General features: G+C 32.2%; 21 protein-coding genes and 2 tRNA genes. 8 read left to right on the plus strand and 15 right to left on the minus strand.

The window, feature by feature from the left end:
- Positions 1-25: 25 nt before the first annotated feature.
- Positions 26-649, plus strand: a complete 624-nt coding sequence (locus tag R2808_RS06555) for a YceI family protein (RefSeq protein ID WP_371270165.1) — start codon at positions 26-28, stop codon at positions 647-649.
- 52 nt (positions 650-701) lie between these two features.
- Here R2808_RS06555 and R2808_RS06560 read toward each other — a convergent pair whose 3' ends face one another.
- From R2808_RS06560 to R2808_RS06595, 8 genes are all read right to left on the minus strand, one after another.
- Positions 702-902, minus strand: a complete 201-nt coding sequence (locus tag R2808_RS06560) for a putative signal transducing protein (RefSeq protein WP_371270166.1) — start codon at positions 900-902, stop codon at positions 702-704.
- A gap of 11 nt (positions 903-913) precedes the next feature.
- A complete protein-coding gene (locus R2808_RS06565; protein ID WP_371270167.1) occupies positions 914-1,525 on the minus strand; it encodes a DEAD/DEAH box helicase in 612 nt (203 codons plus the stop codon).
- A gap of 51 nt (positions 1,526-1,576) precedes the next feature.
- The gene (locus tag R2808_RS06570) at positions 1,577-2,740 is read right to left on the minus strand and encodes a sigma-54-dependent transcriptional regulator (RefSeq protein WP_371270168.1); all 1,164 of its coding nucleotides are present in this window, start codon (positions 2,738-2,740) and stop codon (positions 1,577-1,579) included.
- 120 nt (positions 2,741-2,860) lie between these two features.
- Positions 2,861-3,703 carry a mechanosensitive ion channel family protein gene (locus R2808_RS06575; RefSeq protein ID WP_371270169.1) on the minus strand — a complete coding sequence of 281 codons (843 nt, stop codon included), beginning with the start codon at positions 3,701-3,703 and terminating at the stop codon, positions 2,861-2,863.
- A gap of 6 nt (positions 3,704-3,709) precedes the next feature.
- Entirely contained in the window at positions 3,710-5,020 is a 1,311-nt protein-coding gene (locus R2808_RS06580) for an ABC transporter permease (RefSeq protein ID WP_371270170.1), read from the minus strand.
- A gap of 3 nt (positions 5,021-5,023) precedes the next feature.
- A complete protein-coding gene (locus R2808_RS06585) occupies positions 5,024-5,944 on the minus strand; it encodes an ABC transporter ATP-binding protein (RefSeq protein ID WP_371270171.1) in 921 nt (306 codons plus the stop codon).
- A gap of 156 nt (positions 5,945-6,100) precedes the next feature.
- On the minus strand, positions 6,101-7,231 hold the full coding sequence (gene dnaJ, locus R2808_RS06590) for a molecular chaperone DnaJ (protein ID WP_371270172.1): 1,131 nt from the start codon (positions 7,229-7,231) through the stop codon (positions 6,101-6,103).
- 66 nt (positions 7,232-7,297) lie between these two features.
- The gene (locus R2808_RS06595) at positions 7,298-7,837 is read right to left on the minus strand and encodes a nucleotide exchange factor GrpE (protein ID WP_371270173.1); all 540 of its coding nucleotides are present in this window, start codon (positions 7,835-7,837) and stop codon (positions 7,298-7,300) included.
- Positions 7,838-7,997: 160 nt separating this feature from the next.
- Between R2808_RS06595 and R2808_RS06600 the strand changes: the two genes are divergently transcribed.
- Complete coding sequence (locus R2808_RS06600; protein WP_371270174.1) at positions 7,998-8,660, plus strand: YceI family protein; 663 nt, start codon at positions 7,998-8,000, stop codon at positions 8,658-8,660.
- A 52-nt stretch (positions 8,661-8,712) separates the two neighbouring features.
- Here R2808_RS06600 and R2808_RS06605 read toward each other — a convergent pair whose 3' ends face one another.
- Positions 8,713-9,615, minus strand: coding sequence for a TIGR01777 family oxidoreductase (locus tag R2808_RS06605; protein WP_371270175.1), 903 nt, complete (start codon positions 9,613-9,615; stop codon positions 8,713-8,715).
- Positions 9,616-9,625: 10 nt separating this feature from the next.
- A complete protein-coding gene (locus R2808_RS06610; protein WP_371270176.1) occupies positions 9,626-10,081 on the minus strand; it encodes a DUF4442 domain-containing protein in 456 nt (151 codons plus the stop codon).
- Positions 10,082-10,222: 141 nt separating this feature from the next.
- Between R2808_RS06610 and R2808_RS06615 the strand changes: the two genes are divergently transcribed.
- The 6 genes from R2808_RS06615 (at position 10,223) to R2808_RS06640 (ending at position 15,006) form a co-directional block, all read left to right on the plus strand.
- Positions 10,223-10,678, plus strand: a complete 456-nt coding sequence (locus R2808_RS06615) for a DUF4870 domain-containing protein (protein ID WP_371270177.1) — start codon at positions 10,223-10,225, stop codon at positions 10,676-10,678.
- Positions 10,679-10,745: 67 nt separating this feature from the next.
- A complete protein-coding gene (locus R2808_RS06620; RefSeq protein WP_371270178.1) occupies positions 10,746-11,075 on the plus strand; it encodes a PadR family transcriptional regulator in 330 nt (109 codons plus the stop codon).
- 10 nt (positions 11,076-11,085) lie between these two features.
- Positions 11,086-12,765: a PspC domain-containing protein gene (locus R2808_RS06625; RefSeq protein ID WP_371270179.1), complete on the plus strand. Its 1,680-nt coding sequence runs from the start codon at positions 11,086-11,088 to the stop codon at positions 12,763-12,765.
- Between the two features lie 23 nt (positions 12,766-12,788).
- Positions 12,789-13,514 (plus strand): head GIN domain-containing protein, encoded by a 726-nt coding sequence (locus R2808_RS06630; protein WP_371270180.1) that lies wholly within the window; start codon positions 12,789-12,791, stop codon positions 13,512-13,514.
- 145 nt (positions 13,515-13,659) lie between these two features.
- Positions 13,660-14,490 carry a GIN domain-containing protein gene (locus R2808_RS06635; protein WP_371270181.1) on the plus strand — a complete coding sequence of 277 codons (831 nt, stop codon included), beginning with the start codon at positions 13,660-13,662 and terminating at the stop codon, positions 14,488-14,490.
- A 3-nt stretch (positions 14,491-14,493) separates the two neighbouring features.
- Positions 14,494-15,006 (plus strand): hypothetical protein, encoded by a 513-nt coding sequence (locus tag R2808_RS06640; protein WP_371270182.1) that lies wholly within the window; start codon positions 14,494-14,496, stop codon positions 15,004-15,006.
- A gap of 90 nt (positions 15,007-15,096) precedes the next feature.
- On the opposite strand, the gene typA is transcribed toward R2808_RS06640, so the two are convergent.
- The 5 genes from typA to proS all read right to left on the minus strand — a co-directional run bounded on the left by typA (position 15,097) and on the right by proS (position 19,146).
- Positions 15,097-16,896 (minus strand): translational GTPase TypA, encoded by a 1,800-nt coding sequence (gene typA, locus R2808_RS06645; RefSeq protein ID WP_371270183.1) that lies wholly within the window; start codon positions 16,894-16,896, stop codon positions 15,097-15,099.
- A gap of 132 nt (positions 16,897-17,028) precedes the next feature.
- Positions 17,029-17,280, minus strand: a complete 252-nt coding sequence (rpsT, locus tag R2808_RS06650; RefSeq protein ID WP_371270184.1) for a 30S ribosomal protein S20 — start codon at positions 17,278-17,280, stop codon at positions 17,029-17,031.
- 159 nt (positions 17,281-17,439) lie between these two features.
- Positions 17,440-17,511 (minus strand) — tRNA-Glu (locus R2808_RS06655).
- A 7-nt stretch (positions 17,512-17,518) separates the two neighbouring features.
- Positions 17,519-17,590 (minus strand) — tRNA-Glu (locus R2808_RS06660).
- A gap of 80 nt (positions 17,591-17,670) precedes the next feature.
- Positions 17,671-19,146: a proline--tRNA ligase gene (gene proS, locus R2808_RS06665; protein WP_371270185.1), complete on the minus strand. Its 1,476-nt coding sequence runs from the start codon at positions 19,144-19,146 to the stop codon at positions 17,671-17,673.
- Positions 19,147-19,177: the final 31 nt, after the last annotated feature.

The raw sequence follows: 19,177 nt of genomic DNA on the forward strand, positions 1-19,177 counted from the left end.
TACGTTAATAAAAAAATAAAAACAAATGAAAAAAATAGTCCTTTTTGCTTTCGCGTTATCAATTTTTACAATAAGCTGTAAAAAAGAAAAAGAAACCGAAAAACCTACAACCGTTACCGAAGAAACAGCCGCAGCAACAACGTCATTAAGCATTGTAAACGACTCTACAAAAGTAGGTTGGGTAGCTTATAAAACAACCGACAAAACACCTGTAAAAGGAAGTTTTAAACAAATTACATTAGAAAATACGCAATCTGGTACTACTCCGCAAGAAATTTTGGAAGGTGCTACGTTTTCTATACCCGTAAGTAGTGTGTTTACGAATGATGAAACTAGAGATGGAAAACTAAAAGATTTTTTCTTTGGTGCATTAAAAAACACCGAACTTATTAGTGGTAAAATTCATTTTACCGATGGTGTTCCTGTTTTAGCTATTACCTTAAACGGAGAAACTAGAGAAGTTATAGTAAATGGTAGCTTTAACAACAATATTTACATGTTTGATGGTACTATTAATCTCGATGATTTTTTAGCTCAAAATGCAGTAGCTTCATTAAATAAAGTTTGTTTCGATTTGCACAAAGGTGCCGATGGTGTAAGCAAAACCTGGAGTGAAGTTGCCATTAACGGTTCTGTATTGTTTCAATAACTTTATAGTAAATTTAAAAACTAAAAAAAGCCAAGTATATACTTGGCTTTTTTTAATTAAGTATGTCTTTAATTTTTTCGTAATCTTGTTCTAAAACATATAATTCTACGGCTGCGTCGGTATTACCAAAACCAGCCAATCGTGCCGATTCGAAACCGTTTCGTTTTATAGGTTCTACACCTTTATCTTTTAATTTTGCTTCTAACGCCATAGCTTCTATTTCGCTTCCTGAAAAAATTTTAATTTCTTTCATAATGTATACGTTTATTCGGTTTCTAAAAATAAAGGTTCTCTCTCGTTTGCGGTAGCTACAACTTCTACTCTTTCGGTAATTTGTGTACAAAAAAACAATCGTTGCCCTTTTTCTATACTGGTTAATAATCGTAGAATAATTGATTCGTAACGATTTTTTAATAAAACATCTATATCATCAAAAGCAACTACTAAAAGTGTATTTACATTAAAACCCGCACCCGAAAACATTTGATTAAGCCTATTTGGTGTTCCTATTAATACATCTATCCCTGCCGATATTTGGTTTTTATCGTCGTCAATATCGGTTTTGTCGTGTGTACCAAAAATTCTTAATTCGTTATACTTATTAAATGTACTAAAAATTTCTAACATTTGCAAAACTTCTTGCTTATCGTTAACCATAATTAAAGCTCTTGGCGATTCTTGAAATGGTTCTTTAAGCTTGTGTATAATATTTATAACTAAAGCAACTGTTTTACCTGAAGCTTTAGGACTTTGAATTACTAAATCGATGCCACTTTTAATAGGCGAAAAGGTTTCGTGTTGCAATTCGTTTGCTGCTACAAATCCGTTTTCTTGCAGTGCTTTTTGAAGGTTTGTATTTATTTTTTTAAGATCCATTAAAATGATATAAATAATTATTAAATCTTTTAATCATTAAATTTTTGAATATTACTTAGACGCAAACAACTTTACATCGCTTTCTGAAATTTCGGTTTCGCCCAATATAATTAAGCGTTCCACTACATTTCGTAATTCGCGAATATTACCTGTCCAGTCGTATTCTTGTAGCAATTTTATAGCTTTTTCTGAAAAGTTTTTTACCACAGTACCTTGTTCATTCGCAATTTTATGAGCAAAATGATTTATTAGTTCAGGAATATCGTCTCGCCTATCGTTTAATGCAGGGACTTTTATTAAAATTACCGCTAAACGATGGTATAAATCTTCTCGAAAACGACCTTCTTCTATTTCTTTTTGTAAATCTTTATTAGTTGCTGCAATAACACGTACATCTACTTTTATATCTTTATCGGCACCTACACGCTGAACCAAATTTTCTTGCAATGCTCGTAGTACTTTTGCTTGAGCAGGAAGACTCATATCGCCTATTTCGTCTAAAAAAATAGTGCCTCCATTTGCGGCTTCAAATTTTCCGGCTCTATCTTTTACTGCCGATGTAAAAGCACCTTTTACGTGTCCGAAAAGTTCACTTTCTATTAATTCTGATGGAATTGCAGCACAGTTTACCTCTATAATAGGTTTATTTGAACGATTGCTTTTTTGATGCAATTGATGAGCTACTAATTCTTTTCCTGTTCCGTTTGGTCCGGTAATTAAAACGCGGGCATCGGTTGCGGCCACTTTTTCTATCATTTCACGAATATGATGGATTGCTTTACTGTTCCCAATCATTTCGTAATTTTTTGATACTTTTTTCTTTAAAATTTTATTTTCTACAACTAACTGTTTTTTATCTAAAGCGTTGCGAACTGTATTAAGCAATCGGTTTAAATCGGGTGGTTTTGAAATATAATCGAAAGCACCAAGACGCATAGTGTTTACTGCGGTTTCTAAATCGCCGTGCCCCGAAATCATAACCATTGGTGTTTCGGGTTTTATTTTTTTTACAGCTTCGAGTACTTCTACACCGTCCATTTTTGGCATTTTAATATCGCAAAGTACTAAATCGTAGTCTTCGTTTTTAATTTTTTCTATGCCTTGTAAACCGTCTTCGGCTTCTTCTACTTGGTAAGTATCGCTTTCTTCTGATAGAATTTTGTTTAAAACTCTACGAATGGCTGCTTCGTCTTCGATTAGTAATATTTTTGGCATTTATTTATATTTTAATTTGAACGTTAAAAGTAACAAAAATAGCTGACATTTGCTTGTTTAACCCCGACAGCAGCGATACCGTGTAAAGCGTATGGCGGGAAAATGGATTGCAAATAGGCTTTAGGCTTCGTTTTGCTTTTGTGTAATAATATGAATATCGCGTTGTGGAAACGGTATGGAAACATTGTTTTTTCGGAATGCTTCGTCTATTTTAAATCGGATTTCGCTTTTAATACTTGGACTTTTCATGCCGTTATTAACGTAAAAATAAACTGAAAAGTTTAGGCTAGAATCGGCAAAGTCTTCGAAAAGTACTGTTATGGGTTTGCTAATAACAACTCCTTTAACATTGTGTACACATTCTTCGAGTAGTTTTTTTACTAAAACAACATTACTACCATAGGCTACTCCTATGGAAACTTGCTCGCGATTGATTACTGAATTTTGTGTCCAATTAAACAATACGTCGGTCATAAATTTATGATTAGGAATTACCATAACCCTATCGTTGCGAGTAATCATTCGTGTGGTTCGCAGTTTAATTTCTTTTACTTGACCTACTTTTCCATCGACTTCTATAATATCGCCTATATGTAATGATTGGTCTAAAATCATTAATATACCTGAAATTAAATCTTGAAAAAAGGTTTGCATTGCAAATCCAACACCTACAAAAAGAGCCGCTGATGCAGTTAAAAACAACGAAATGTCTATTCCTGAAGCATTTAATGAAAATAAAAACACAAAAACATAGATAATATACCGAATAAACTGAAATATGCTAATGAATTTATTTTGATCGTCTATGGGTAATTTTCTGGTAATTACCTTTCGTATTAGTTTTAATATTACACCTGTGAAAGCTAGTGTAATAATCATAAAAAACAAGTTTAATACCGTAAAGCTTATGTTTTTAGCAGGTATTAAATCGTAATAGAAAAAATCGATAATTTCTTGTTTCATTGGTAATTAATATTTAAGCCATTTGTACAATTCTTTCCAAGTGGTTTTTTTGCCATACATTAATATTCCGATACGGTAAATTTTTGAAGCAAACCAAACTACAAGAGCAAATGTAGCATATAATAGTAGCATAGAAAGCACTAATTGCCATATAGGAACACCAAACGGAATTCGCATAAGCATAACAATAGGCGATGTAAACGGAATTATAGAAAACACAGTTGCTACTGTACCGTGCGGATCGTTAATAACGGTAAAAAAACCTATATATACGCCTAACATTAACGGCATAATAATAGGCAATAAAAATTGTTGCGAATCGGTTTCTGAATCTACCGCTGCACCAATTGCTGCATAAAGTGAGCTGTATAAAAAATAGCCGCCTATAAAATATATAACGAAAGATACAATCATTAAAGTTAAGGGTAAATTTAATATTTCGGCCATGTAAAGTTGTAGTGTTTCAAATTTACCCGATTGTTGTGCCGAAGCTATTGCTTGGTTGGCTAACTCGGCATTGGCTCCGCCCATTTGCAAACCAAAATAACTTTTAGCCACTAAAAATAGAATTAAGCCAACTACAACCCAAATAAAAAACTGGAGTAAACCTGCGAAGGAATTGCCTATTATTTTACCCATCATTAATTGAAAAGGTTTTACTGAAGAAATGATAATTTCGATTATTCGATTGGTTTTTTCTTCTATAACGCTTCGCATTACAAAATTGCCATAAATAATTATAAACATCATTATTAAATAGCCCATTAATCCGCCAATAGCAATTTTAATTTCGTTTAAACCTTTTAAACTTTCTTCGCCCGAAAATTTAGATAGTTTTAACGACGAGTTTACCTTTGCGGCTTCAATTACTTTTTCGTCTATGTTAAGTTGTTTTAAATTATTGGCTGTTAAAACCGAATCGGTAATTTTTTCAATTGTAGCAATAAATTCTATGCTTGGGCTTTCGTCTGAAATATATTCTACTTTTTCTTTTAGTTCTTGAATAGTATCTACTTTAGGCACAACTAATAAACCTTCGTAGTTTTTACTTACCGAATCTTTTGCTACTTGATACGGCATAGCCGATAAATCGGTGTAATGAATAAAAGCGTTACTTTTAAAGTTATTTTTTAAATATCCGGCCTCATCGTGAATGGCAATTTGAGTAACCGAATCTTTATTCATATTTGCCAAATAGGCTATTAAAACCGACATTCCTACAAACAGTAACGGACTCAAAAACGTCATTACAATAAACGATTTGTTGCGCACTTTGGCTATAAATTCTCTCTTTATAATTAAGCTTAATGTTTTCATCTTTTATTGGCTTACTGATTGAATAAAAATATCGTTTACACTTGGTATTTTTTCGGTAAAATGTGTTACTTGTCCGTTTGAAGTTAAAACATTTAATAGTTCATTTGGAGAATTTTCACCTAATTCTATTTCGAGTTTTAATTCGTCGTTTAATGATTTGAAATCGGTTTGACCAACCGTAAATTTTTGTGTAAGTTGATACATTAACCCTTCTACATTATTAGTTAAAATTCCTACTTGAAAAGTATGGGTTCTAAATTGTTTTTTTACATCGGTAAGCTTGCCTTCAATTAATTTATTCGATTTGTTAATTAACGCAATGTAATCGCACATTTCTTCTACGCTTTCCATACGATGCGTTGAAAAAATTACGGAAGTTCCTTTTTTGTTTAGTTCAATTATTTCGTCTTTAATTAAATTTGCATTAACCGGATCGAAACCCGAAAATGGTTCGTCTAAAATTAACAATTTTGGATTGTGCAAAACCGTAACAATAAACTGTACTTTTTGCGCCATTCCTTTCGATAGTTCTTGAATTTTTTTATTCCACCAATCTTGTATTTCGAATTTTTCGAACCAATATTTAAGCTGTTTTTGAGCTTCTTGCTTAGGCATTCCTTTTAGTTGTGCTAAGTACAAACACTGCTCGCCCACTTTCATGGTTTTATACAAACCGCGTTCTTCTGGTAAATAACCTATATGCTTAATATGGTTAGGTTGCAATTTTTCGCCATCGAGCAAAATATGTCCAGAATCGGGCATTGTAATTTGGTTAATAATACGTATTAACGATGTTTTTCCTGCGCCGTTTGGCCCGAGAAGTCCGTAAATACTTCCTTTAGGAACTTGTAATGAAACATTGTTTAGGGCGCAAAAATTGCCATATTGTTTTACTACATTTTGTACTTCGAGAATGGTGCTCATTTATAGAGGTTTGGTTTTATGCTTATTATTCGTAAAGATAAAAAAATAGTACAAAAAACCCACCCCATTAAAAAAATAGGATGGGAAAAATTGCTATGAAAAAGAAAAACTCACTTTCCGAAAAAAGTGAATTCAAATGTATTGAATATAATTTAATTATGAAAACATATCTTTTACTTTTTCAAAAAAAGATTTATCGCTTTTTTCTGGCGATGGTTTAAAATTTTCATCTTCTAGCATACTTTCAAAAAACGCCTTTTGCTCTTTTGATAACTTTTTTGGTGTCCAAACGTTTACATGAACCAATAAATCGCCGCTTCCGTAACCGTTTATGCTAGGCACACCTTTGCCACGCAAACGCAATATTTTTCCAGATTGAATACCGTCGTCTAATTTTATTCTAACTTTGCCTCCTATGGCTTCAATTTCTTTTGAAACACCAAGAGCTGCTTCTGCTATGCTAATGTATAAATCGTAATGAAGATTTTCGCCTTCGCGCTTTAAAAATTCGTGTTCTGTTTCTTCAATAGCCACAATTAAATCGCCTGGAACACTATTGTTGCCTGGCGCCTCATTGCCCTTGCCAGAAACTTTTAACTGCATACCATCAACTACTCCTGCAGGAATTTTAATTGATACGGTATCGTCTTCCATTATCATACCATAAGTATCGGCTCCTGCTGGTTTGTGATCTAAAATTTGTCCTGAACCACTACAAGTGCCACATGTTGTTGCTGTTTGCATTCTGCCTAAAATGGTATTTGCAACCTTCATTACTTGCCCACTTCCGTTACAAGTAGAACAAGTTTTATAGGTTACCCCTTTGGCTTGAACTTTTCGCTTTACTTTTACTTTTTTCTCTACACCATTAACAATGTCGTCGAGTGTTAATTTTACTTTTATGCGCAGGTTACTTCCTTTTACACGACGCTGTCCGCCGCCGCCAAAGCCGCCGCCAAAACCAGAAAAACCACCGCCAAATGCACTCCCGAAAATATCTCCAAATTGGCTAAAAATGTCGTCCATATTCATATGACCGCCACCGCCAAAGCCACCTGCGCCTTCAAACGCTGCATGACCAAATTGATCGTAACGTGCTTTTTTGTCAGCATCACTTAATACTTCATAGGCTTCGGCTGCCAATTTAAAGTTTTCTTCGGCTTCTTTATCGCCTGGGTTTTTATCGGGGTGATATTGAATCGCTTTTTTTCGGTAGGCTTTTTTTATTTCATCTGCCGATGCGCTTTTAGTAACTCCTAATATTTCGTAATAATCTTTTTTACTCATGCTTTTTTTAATGTTTAAAAGTTTAAAGTTACGCTACTAACGAATATCTTTAAGCTTTTGATCGTTTTAGTTTCCAATAACTACTTTTGGAAAACGTATAATTTTATCGCCTAATTTATAGCCTTTTTCTATTACATCTACAATTTTACCTTTTAAATCTTCAGACGGAGCTGGAATTTGTGTAATGGCTTCTGCAAAATCGGCATCAAAAGCATCGCCTACTTTTATTTCTACTTGCTCTAAACCTTTTGATGTTAACGTTGATTTTAACTTTTCGTGTATAAGCGCTACACCTTTTACCAAGGCTTCGTCTTCCGAATTTGATATCTGACTCCAAGCTCTGTCAAAATCATCTAAAACAGGTAACATTGCTTGTAAAACTTCTTGGTTTGCTGTTTTAAACAAATCTATTCTTTCTTTTGCTGTTCGTTTTTTATAATTCTCAAATTCGGCAAATAAACGTAAAAATTTATCTTTTTCATTTGCTAAATCTTCTTGTAATTTTTCTTCAATCGTTAATTCTGATTGCTTCGTTTCTTGATTTTCTGAAATATTTTCTTCTCGAACAGTATCTTTTTCTATATTTTCAGCGTTGTTATTTGTCATTTCAATATTTTTTAAAATCTACTTTTTAATAGCAAATCTATTGCCATTTCTTATTTTGTGTCAAATTGTCAGCAATTCTCTAAAATGTTAATACTAACACAAAATGGAAGCACTAATTTTTATTTTTTATAGTTTTGTATTCTTAAAAAGAAAACTATTTATGAAAAAAACAATTTTAAGTTTAGCTGTTGTAAGTTTTGTATTTTTTACAAGCTGCAAAAATGAAAAAACAAGTGAAGAAACTGTAGTTGATGAAACTGTAGAAACCATGGTTGAAGAACCTGTAGCTACTGCTTTTGATTATACTATTGAAACTGGAAATTCTGTTATTGACTGGAAAGGAACAAAGCCTACAGGAGAGCATATGGGAACTGTTGCATTAAAAAGTGGCGGATTTATGGTTGCCGATAATGTTGTTACTGGTGGCGAATTTGTTATTGACATGAACTCTATTACTGTTACCGATTTGCAAGGCGATGAAAAAGCTGGTTTAGAAGGCCATTTAAAAGGAACTGGCGAAGAAGAAAAAGCTGATCATTTTTTTAATGTAAATAAATTTCCTACAGGAGAATTCAAAATTAAATCGGTTGTTGATGGCAAAGTAACTGGCGATTTAACATTGAAAGGTGTTACAAACGAAGTAAGTTTTCCTGCTAAAATTGAAGTAAACGAAAACGGTGTTAGCTTAGTTTCTGAAGCTTTTAAAATAGACAGAACCAAATGGGGCGTAAATTATTCTTCTAAATCTGTTTTTGATGATTTAAAAGATAAATTTATTAACGATGAAATTGAATTAACGGTTAAAGTAAAAGCTGTTAAATAATTTTTTAAGATTTTATAGCATCAAAAAACTCGGCAAATGCCGAGTTTTTTGATTATATTAATTTTTTTAAGGCTTCCTTAATTTCTGTAAATTGAAATTGAAAGCCTTGCTGCTGTATTTTTTGTGAGCTTACTTTTTGACTTGATACTAATAAATAGCTCATTTCGCCTAATAGTAACTGCAAAACAAACTTAGGAACATTGGGCAAAAACAAAGGTTTGTTTAATTGTTTGGCAATGGATTTTGTTAATTTTTCATTGGTAACAGGATTAGGCGCAACAGCATTGTATATTCCTTCTAGCTTACGTTCAAAAACAAAATAAAACAGTGCTGCTAAATCGTGTATATGTATCCACGACTGCCATTGTTTTCCATTTCCTAACGGTGCGCCAAAACCTAATTTAAAAGGTTTTATCATTTCTACTAACGCACCACCCTTTTTTGCCAAAACCAATCCTATTCTAATTTTTGAAACTAAAATTCCAAGTTTCTTAATTGTATCGGCTTCGGCTTCCCATTTTGTAACAACATTTCCTAAAAATGAAGCATCTACTTCATTTTCATCTTCATTGTAAACTTTTTCAAAATTATTAGGATAAATACCAATTGCTGATGCCGAAATAAAATGTGTTACCGTGTGATTGTGTTGCGAAAGAAATTGAAACAACAATTTTGTAGGCGCTACTCTACTTGCTATAATTTCATTTTTATATGTTTTTGTCCAGCGTTTTGCTATTGAAGCGCCTGCTAAGTGAAAAATTGTAGTTACACCTAAAAATGCGCGCGCATCAATTTCTTGTGTTGTTGTATTCCAATAAAAGCCTTTTACATTAGTAGTATCTTTAATTTTTGATTTTGAAGTACTTAAGTAATGTACTACACACCCTCTTTTTACAAGCACGTTAACCAATTCATTTCCTATTAACCCTGTTGCACCGGTTACTAAAACTATCATTACAATGAATTTATTTTCTTAATCTTACTGTCCATTCAAACTGCATTTCCGAAACCTGTTCGCCTTTTTCGTTTATTCCACGAGAAGTTATCCAAACGGTTTGTCCTTCTTTAGTTTCGATTGCTTTTTGTATAGTTGCGGCAATTGTTTTGCCTTCTGAGCAAGTAAATGTTATTTTGCCAGTAGCTTTTTTAGTAAAAACAGCTTTGTTTTGCGCAACTAACATTGAAATACTTTTACCACTTTCTTTAATATGATACATTACCAATGCACCCGTTGTAAACTCGGCAGCCATAGCTTGAGTAGCAAAATACATAGACTTAAAAGGATTTTGGTTAAACCATTTATGTTTAACTTGAACTTGACAACTTTCTGCTGTTATATTTTTTACACGTAAACCACTCCAGTAAGCAGATGGTAGTTTAAAAAACATAAAAGTATTTAATTTGGCAGGAGTAAATTTCATTTCTATTAATTTTTGTAAAAATACAAAAAATGAATGTTTTCATAACATCTTTAAAAATGTTAATATTATGTTAATTTTTAGTACTTTGCGTAACATAATACCTTTTTTTAGACTTATCTTTGTAAAAGAAATTAGTTTATTATGGAAACATCTAACGTACGAAGTATAGCTTCACTCAATCATTTAAGTGCATTATCGCAATATTTTTTTCCTTTTGGAAATTATATTTTTCCGTTATTAATATGGTCGTTTAGTAAAAATAAATCGTCATTTAATAATTTTCATGGCAAACAATCGTTAAATTTTCAACTGAGCATACTACTCTATTCTTTAATATTATTGTGTATTGCAATTCCCATTTTTATTTTTTGGTTAGTTGATTTTATAAACAATACGAATATTGATTTTCAAAGTATAGAAATTGAAACAACTTTTACTAACCAAAATATAACAGGTTTTATAATAATTGGTTTAGTAGCAGTCTTACTATTTTTACTTTTAAAAGCCACCGAATTTTTCTTAATAATTTATGCTGCCGTAAAAAGTGCAAACGGCGAGTACTACAAATATCCGTTAACTATACATTTTATTAAATAACATTCATCATCATCATCAAAAACGAACAGCTAATTTTTCATAAAAATGAAAACAAAAAAACAACATTATGAACATTGAAAACACAAAAGCGCAAATGCGAAAAGGTGTTTTAGAGTTCTGTATTCTATCGGTTTTAAAAGATAAAGAAGCCTATACATCAGAAATTTTAGAAACCTTAAAAAACGCAAAACTACTAGTAGTTGAAGGAACAGTTTATCCGCTTTTAACACGGTTAAAAAACGATGGATTACTTAACTATCGTTGGGAAGAATCTACATCGGGTCCACCAAGAAAATATTATGGTTTAACCGATGAAGGACAAGAATTTTTAAAAGAATTAGGCACTACGTGGTCAGAATTATCTGATGCTGTTACAACAATTACACAAACCAATTAAACCAAACATTATGAACAAAACGCTAAGTATAAATTTAGGAGGATTTTTCTTTCATATTGACGAAGATGCCTATCTAAAACTAAAACAATATTTTGATGCCGTTAAGCAATCGCTTGAACCGCAAGGAAGAGATGAAATAATTAGTGATATTGAAAGTAGAATAGCCGAATTATTTCAAGAACGTTTAAAAAATGAAAAACAAGTGGTAGGTTTACCCGATGTAGAAAACATTATAAAAATAATGGGGCAACCCGAAGATTATAAATTAGGAACCGATACCAATACAAACGAAAATTCGTATTCCGATTCTTCTTCTTACTATCCACTTACATCTGCTAAACGCTTGTACCGCGATAGAGACAATGCTGTGCTAGGTGGTGTAGCCGCTGGCTTTGGTCATTATTTTAATATTGATCCTTTTTGGTTTAGAATACTACTGGTAATTATAACTTTTCCAACTGCAGGTATAACTATTCCTATTTATATATTGTTATGGATTTTAATTCCAGAAGCACTTACTACAAGTCAAAAACTTGAAATGCGTGGTGAACCCATTAACCTTTCAAACATCGAAAAAAAGGTAAAAGAAGGCATTAACGATATTTCAGATAAAATTAATAGTATAGATGGCAAAAAAGTAGCAAATACTGCTAAAAGAGGCGCTAACCAAGTAGCCACAACAATAGGCGATGTTTTTTTAGCAATTTTAAAGGTGCTAGCTAAAATTATTGGCGTTTTCATTATTATAATGGCATCTTTAGGCTTATTAACCTTGCTAATAACTGGCGTGTTTATGATATTTTCATCATCGCTACCCGATTCTTATGTTTTTAATCACATACACTCGCCTTTAGATTTTAGTGTTCCTTTATGGATACAAGGTATATTATTTATTTTAGCCATAGGTATTCCACTTTTTTTCTTACTTATTTTAGGATTAAAACTATTAGTAACCAATATTCGTTCAATAAGCAACTATATCAAAATTACACTTTTTGCCTTTTGGATTGTAGCCGTAGGATTTTTAATTTATTTTGGCATTAAACAAGTAACCGATAAAGGTTACGATGGTAAAATTGTACAAAAACAAGAAGTAGTACTACAACCAAAAGACACTTTGTTTTTAAAAATGAATTACAATAATTTTTACACCAAATCGGTTCATAAAAAAGTATTCCGAAAAATTACGCACGACGAAAACAATAACCAAATTTTGTATTCTAATAATGTAAACGTATATTATTTAAAAACCGACAAGCAAAATCCGTACATAGAAATTGAAAAATTAGCTGTAGGAAGCTCGTTCGAAAATGCAAACCAAATAGCCGAAAAAATAAACTATAACTTTGAAATTATAGAAAATAAAATTAACTTAGACAATTATTTTATTACCGATTACAACAATAAATTTAAAGAACAAGAAGTTAATATTTTTATTTACATTCCTGAAGGAACTATTATTTTTCCCGACGAAAGTATTAAAGGATTTTTAAAATCGCACTATTCAAATATTGATATTTATTATGGCGAAGAAGGTCGATTTTACAAACTAATAAATGGCGATTTAGAATGTATGAGTTGTCCACAAGAAGAAAACGATACATTGCCAAAAAACTTTAATATAAAAATTAACGATAAAGAATTTCACTTAAACGTTGATGAAAACGAAGTAAATATTCAAACAAATTAAACAACACACTAAAAACAATACTTATGATAAAACTAATCATTCAACTCACACGAATTTTACTAACCATTATTTTGGCACTTTTAGCAGTGTCTTGCGTAAAATTTGACGGCGTAAAAGGCACCGGAAATGTAATTTCTGAAAACCGAAACGTAGCAAACTTTACTAAAATTGAAGCCAAAACGGGTTTAAATGTAATTCTAGAACAAGGCAACAGTACTGTAGTAAAAGTAGATGCCGATGAAAACTTGCATCAAATTATAAAAACCGAAGTAGAAAACGGAACTTTAAAAATTTATGCCGATAAAAGTATTTACGATGCCACCTCAAAAACTGTTTTTGTAAAAGCACCACATTTTACATCAATTTCGGTTTCAAGTGGTGCTAATGTAACCTCAACAAACCAAATTAAAGAACCAAATCTTGAGCTTTCTACAAGCAGCGGTAGCGATTTAAACATTGCTATAACAACTGATGCGCTAACCTGCGAAAGTAGTAGCGGTAGCAATTTACAAGTAAAAGGAGTTGCTAAAAAAGTTGTAGCCAGCGCATCTAGTGGTAGCGATTTAGATTTAGACGAACTTAAAGCCGAAACCGTTTTTGCCGATTCATCTAGCGGAAGCTCTATACAAGTAAACGCAACCGAAAAACTAACAGCAGAAGCCTCAAGCGGAAGTTCTATCGATTGCATTTCTAAACCCGCAGAAATTTCTAAAAATGAAAGTTCTGGCGGAAGCATTAGTGTAAAATAACAACAAAATTACAGTTCAAGCTGTTTTTAATAAATAAAAGCACACCTTAGCAACTTAAATTAATAGGTTTTTCATAGATTTGTAGGTGTTTCCAAAACTTGTTTTGGAACAATTATTGCAACAATAAAACAAACATATAGTTAATATGAAAAACCTATTTTTATTTACCACTTTACTTTTAGTTTCAATAACTTTTGGCCAAACAAAAGAAAAAATAAAAGGTTCTAGAATAGTTACACAAAGTGTAATTGAAATTGAAAACTTTACTTCAATTGAACTAGAAGATAACTTTGAAATAATTCTCTCAAAAGCCGATAAACCATCGTTAGAAATTGCTGCAGACGATAATTTGCACGATGTTATTAACACTGCAATTGTAAATGGTAATTTAAAAATAGCATCGTTAAAAGATGTAAGCCGTGCAAAAAAGTTTTCTGTTAGAATTAATTATACCGATAGTTTAAACTTTATTCTAGCCAAAAATGAAACTAAAATTTCTAGTTTAAACACGGTAGAGTTAAACAATTTAACGGTAAAAGCATATGGAAAATCAGAAATTGTATGTAAAGCCGATGTAAAAAATCTAAATTTAATATTAGATGAAAAAGCAAACGCCGAACTTAGCATTAACGCTGAAAATACAAACATAGAAATAAGCCAGTACGCTAACTTAGAAGCTATAATTAACAATAGTGAAACTACTAAAATTGATATTTACCAAAAAGGCAAAGCCGAAATTGAAGGTAAAACCAATACTTTAAAACTGCGATTAGACAATAATGCCAATTTAACCGCTAAAAAATTTACAGCAAAAGAAATTACACTTTCGGCAGAAGGTTATTCAAAAATTTCTGTTTTTGCCGATGATAACATTACTATTTCGGCTTCTGGAAAATCGGAAATAGATTTGTACGGCGCGCCAAAAATAGAATTACCGCAATTTACCAATTCGGCAAGCTTACGCAAAAAAGAATAAGTTATGAAAAGTATCGTAACTTTTACTTTGTTACTGTTTGCAAGTATTTGTTTTTCGCAAAGCGAAATCAATTCAATAGAAAATTATTTGGGCATTTACAAAGGAAAACTTAGCATTTATAGCGAAAAGGGAAAGCAAGAAATTGATATGGAATTTCATTTTGTAAAAACCGATACTCTTGGCACTTATAAATATACTTTGGTTTACAACAAGCAATATCGAAATTATTTTTTAATTGAAAAAGATGTTTTAAAAGGAAAATATAGTATCGACGAAAACAACGGAATTAAACTAGAAGCTTCCGTATTTGATAATGCTATTTATTCTATTTTTGAAGTACAAGGAAATTTAATTACTACAACCGAGCATTTTTACGATACGTATATGGATTTTGAAATTATGATGACAAAAGTATCGCAAAAAACAACAACTGGTAAAGGAACAGAAGAAATTCCGGAAGTACAAAATTATCCTGTTTTTGTAGCGCAAAAAGCTCGTCTTTACAAAGAAAAATAGGTTATTTTACATGCTAACTGTGTCTTTTAAGTTTATTGCGAACTTGAAATACAACCTGCAAAACAACCTATTCTATATAAAAAAAGGCAGTTAAACTGCCTTACTTCTTTTTCTATCGGTTTCTTTTAATAAAATTTTTCGTAAACGAATCGATTTTGGAGTTACTTCTACATATTCATCTTTTTGAATATATTCTAAAGCTTCTTCTAAACTAAATTTAATTGCTGGAATAATCTTCGTTTTATCATCGGCTCCAGCAGAACGGAAATTGGTTAACTGTTTGGTTTTTGTAATATTTACCACCATATCATCGCCACGCGAATTTTCGCCAATAACTTGTCCTTCATACACGTCTTCATTTGGATCTACGAAGAATTTTCCTCTTTCTTGCAGCTTATTAATAGAATACGGAATGGCTTTACCGTTTTCCATAGAAATTAACGAACCGCTAATTCTACCAGGAATATCGCCTTTTAACGGTTGATATTCTATAAAACGATGTGTCATAATTGCTTCGCCAGCAGTAGCTGTTAGTAATTGATTACGCAAACCAATAATACCTCGCGATGGAATATTAAATTTAATAATCATACGCTCGCCTTTTGGTTCCATACTTAACATTTCGCCTTTACGAACAGTAACAAATTCTACTGCTTTACCCGAAACTGTTTCTGGCAAATCAATAGTTAATTCTTCTATTGGCTCGCATTTTACACCATCAATTTCTTTAATAATTACTTGTGGTTGTCCAATTTGTAGCTCATATCCTTCTCTACGCATCGTTTCTATAAGAACAGATAAATGTAGTACACCACGACCAAAAACCATAAATTTATCGGCCGAATCGGTTTCATTTACACGTAGTGCTAAATTTTTTTCTAATTCTTTAAACAAACGATCTTTTACGTGGCGCGAAGTAACAAACTTGCCTTCTTTACCAAAAAATGGAGAATCGTTAATGGTAAAAAGCATACTCATTGTTGGTTCGTCTATAGCAATAGTATCTAAAGCTTCTGGATTTTCAAAATCGGCAACCGTATCGCCAATATCGAAACCTTCTAAACCTACAAGTGCACAAATATCGCCCGCTTTTACACTTTCTACTTTTTTACGGCCTAAACCTTCAAAAACGTGAACTTCTTTAAGTTTTGATTTAATTATTTTTCCATCGCGTTTTACGAGAGAAACATTTTGTCCTTCTTTTAATTCACCACGTTGCAAACGACCAATTGCAATACGACCAGTAAACGAAGAAAAGTCTAATGATGTAATAAGCATTTGCGGTGTTCCTTCTGAAACTTTTGGTGCAGGAATATGTTCTAAAACCATGTCTAGTAATGGCTCAATATTTTCAGTTTGGTTTTGCCAATCATCACTCATCCAGTTATTTTTAGCCGAACCGTAAACGGTAGGGAAATCTAACTGCCATTCTTCGGCACCCAATTCGAACATTAGATCGAAAACTTTTTCGTGAACCTCATCGGGTGTACAGTTTTCTTTATCTACTTTATTGATTACCACGCAAGGTTTTAAACCTAAATCGATAGCTTTTTGTAGTACAAAACGAGTTTGTGGCATTGGCCCTTCAAAAGCATCAACTAAAAGTAAAACGCCATCTGCCATATTTAATACACGTTCTACCTCGCCACCAAAATCGGCGTGGCCTGGTGTATCAATAATATTAATTTTAGTATCTTTATAGGTAACCGAAACGTTTTTAGAAACAATTGTAATACCACGTTCTCTTTCTAAATCGTTATTATCTAATATTAAATCGCCTGTACTTTCATTATCTCTAAAAAGTTGGCAATGGTACATAATTTTATCGACCAAAGTAGTTTTTCCGTGGTCAACGTGGGCTATAATTGCAATGTTTCTAATTGAATTCATTTTTTATTTTTTGAAAGGTGCAAAAGTAAGTTTATTTTTTGGATAATTTACTATAGCTTAAAAAGATAAAGTTTATTTTACAAAAAAATCCCGCAATTTGCGGGATTATAATTTGTTTCTATTTTATAACTCTTATAAAGAAGCTACATGTTTTGTTAAACTCGATTTTAAGTTAGCTGCTTTATTACTATGAATAATATTCTTTTTAGCTAATTTATCAATCATTGAAAATACAGCGGGTAATTTTGCTGTAGCTTCAGCCTTATCAGTTGCTATACGAATTGCTTTAATAGCATTACGCGTAGTTTTGTGCTGATATCTGTTTAATACTCTTTTCTTTTCGTTGCTTCTAATTCTTTTTAAAGCTGACTTGTGATTTGCCATTTTTAATTTTTTTAATTGTAATAATAATTTATAAACTATTAGTTAAAAAAGAAAAACCTCCCACAACTGAATTGCTTCAATCACTTTGGTTTTAACTAATAAAACAATAATTAGAGACACTTAATTATTATTTTATAAAACTTATTTACAACTAATTAGTAGCCCGTAGGGGAATCGAACCCCTCTTACCAGGATGAAAACCTGGCGTCCTAACCGATAGACGAACGGGCCAAAACTGTAGTCCGTAGGGGAATCGAACCCCTGTTACCAGGATGAAAACCTGGCGTCCTAACCCCTAGACGAACGGACCAAAATTTTTGTTTTGCGGTTGCAAAGATACATCTAATTTTTATTCTTGCAAGCGCTTATTAAAAATTTTTAAATATTTTTTTAGTAAGCTTTAGCAAACAGAACCCTTCCTTTTGATAATGAACCTGTTAAAACACATTTACCCTCTTCTTGTTTTTGATCTAACGGAATACAACGAATAGTAGCTTTTGTTAAATCTTTAATTTTTTCTTCTGTTACTGATGTTCCATCCCAATGTGCCGAAATAAAGCCACCTTTGTTTTCTAATACGTTTTTAAATTCTTCAAACGAATTTACTTCTGTTATGTGCGAATTTCTATAATTTTTAGCTTTATCAAATAAATTAGTTTGTATTTCTTTTAATAAATTCTGAATATAATCAACTATTGTTTCTTTGGCTACAATTTCTTTTGATAATAAATCGCGACGTGCAACCTCATAGGTTCCGTTTTCCAAATCTTTAGGGCCAATTGCTAAGCGAACTGGAACACCTTTTAATTCGTATTCTGCAAATTTGAATCCTGGTCGTTGCGAATCTCTATTATCATATTTAACAGAAATTCCTAGTTTTCGTAAACTTACAACCAATTCATTTACTTGATTGTTTATTTGTTCTAATTGCTCATCGGTACGATGAATAGGCACAATAACCACTTGTATTGGCGCTAAATTTGGAGGCAACACTAAACCATTATCATCGGAATGCGTCATAACTAACGCACCCATTAATCGTGTTGAAACACCCCATGAGGTAGCCCAAACATATTCTTGTTTTCCTTCTTTATTGGCAAACTTAACATCGAAAGCTTTAGCAAAATTTTGACCTAAAAAGTGCGATGTTCCTGCTTGCAGTGCTTTACCATCTTGCATTAAGGCTTCAATACAATAGGTTTCTATAGCTCCTGCAAAACGTTCGCTTTCTGTTTTATAGCCTTTAACCACAGGTATTGCCATAAAATTTTCAGCAAAATCAGCATACACATTCATCATTTGTTCTGCTTCGGCAATAGCTTCATTTTTAGTAGCATGAGCCGTATGACCTTCTTGCCATAAGAACTCAGCAGTACGTAAAAACAAACGTGTACGCATTTCCCATCGTACCACATTTGCCCATTGGTTTACTAAAATAGGTAAATCTCTATACGATTCTATCCATTTTCTATACGTATCCCAAATTATAGTTTCAGAAGTTGGCCTAACGATTAATTCTTCTTCTAATTTAGCTTCTTCGTCAACTTCAATCGATTTTCCATCTTCGCCCGTTTTTAAACGATAATGAGTTACAACTGCGCATTCTTTAGCAAAACCATCTACATGACTTGCTTCTTTACTAAAGTAAGACTTCGGAATAAATAAAGGAAAATAAGCATTTTGATGACCTGTTTCTTTAAACATTCTATCGAGTTCGGCTTGCATTTTTTCCCAAATAGCATATCCGTATGGTTTAATTACCATACAACCTCTTACACCTGAATTTTCGGCCAAATCGGCTTTTACAACCAATTCGTTATACCATTTCGAATAATCTTCTGCTCTTGTTGTTAAGTTCTTACCCATTGTCTTGTTTTTGGCATAAATTTTGTTTAAC

The sequence above is a fragment of the Flavobacterium sp. genome, assembly GCF_041392005.1.
Lineage (GTDB): Bacteria > Bacteroidota > Bacteroidia > Flavobacteriales > Flavobacteriaceae > Flavobacterium.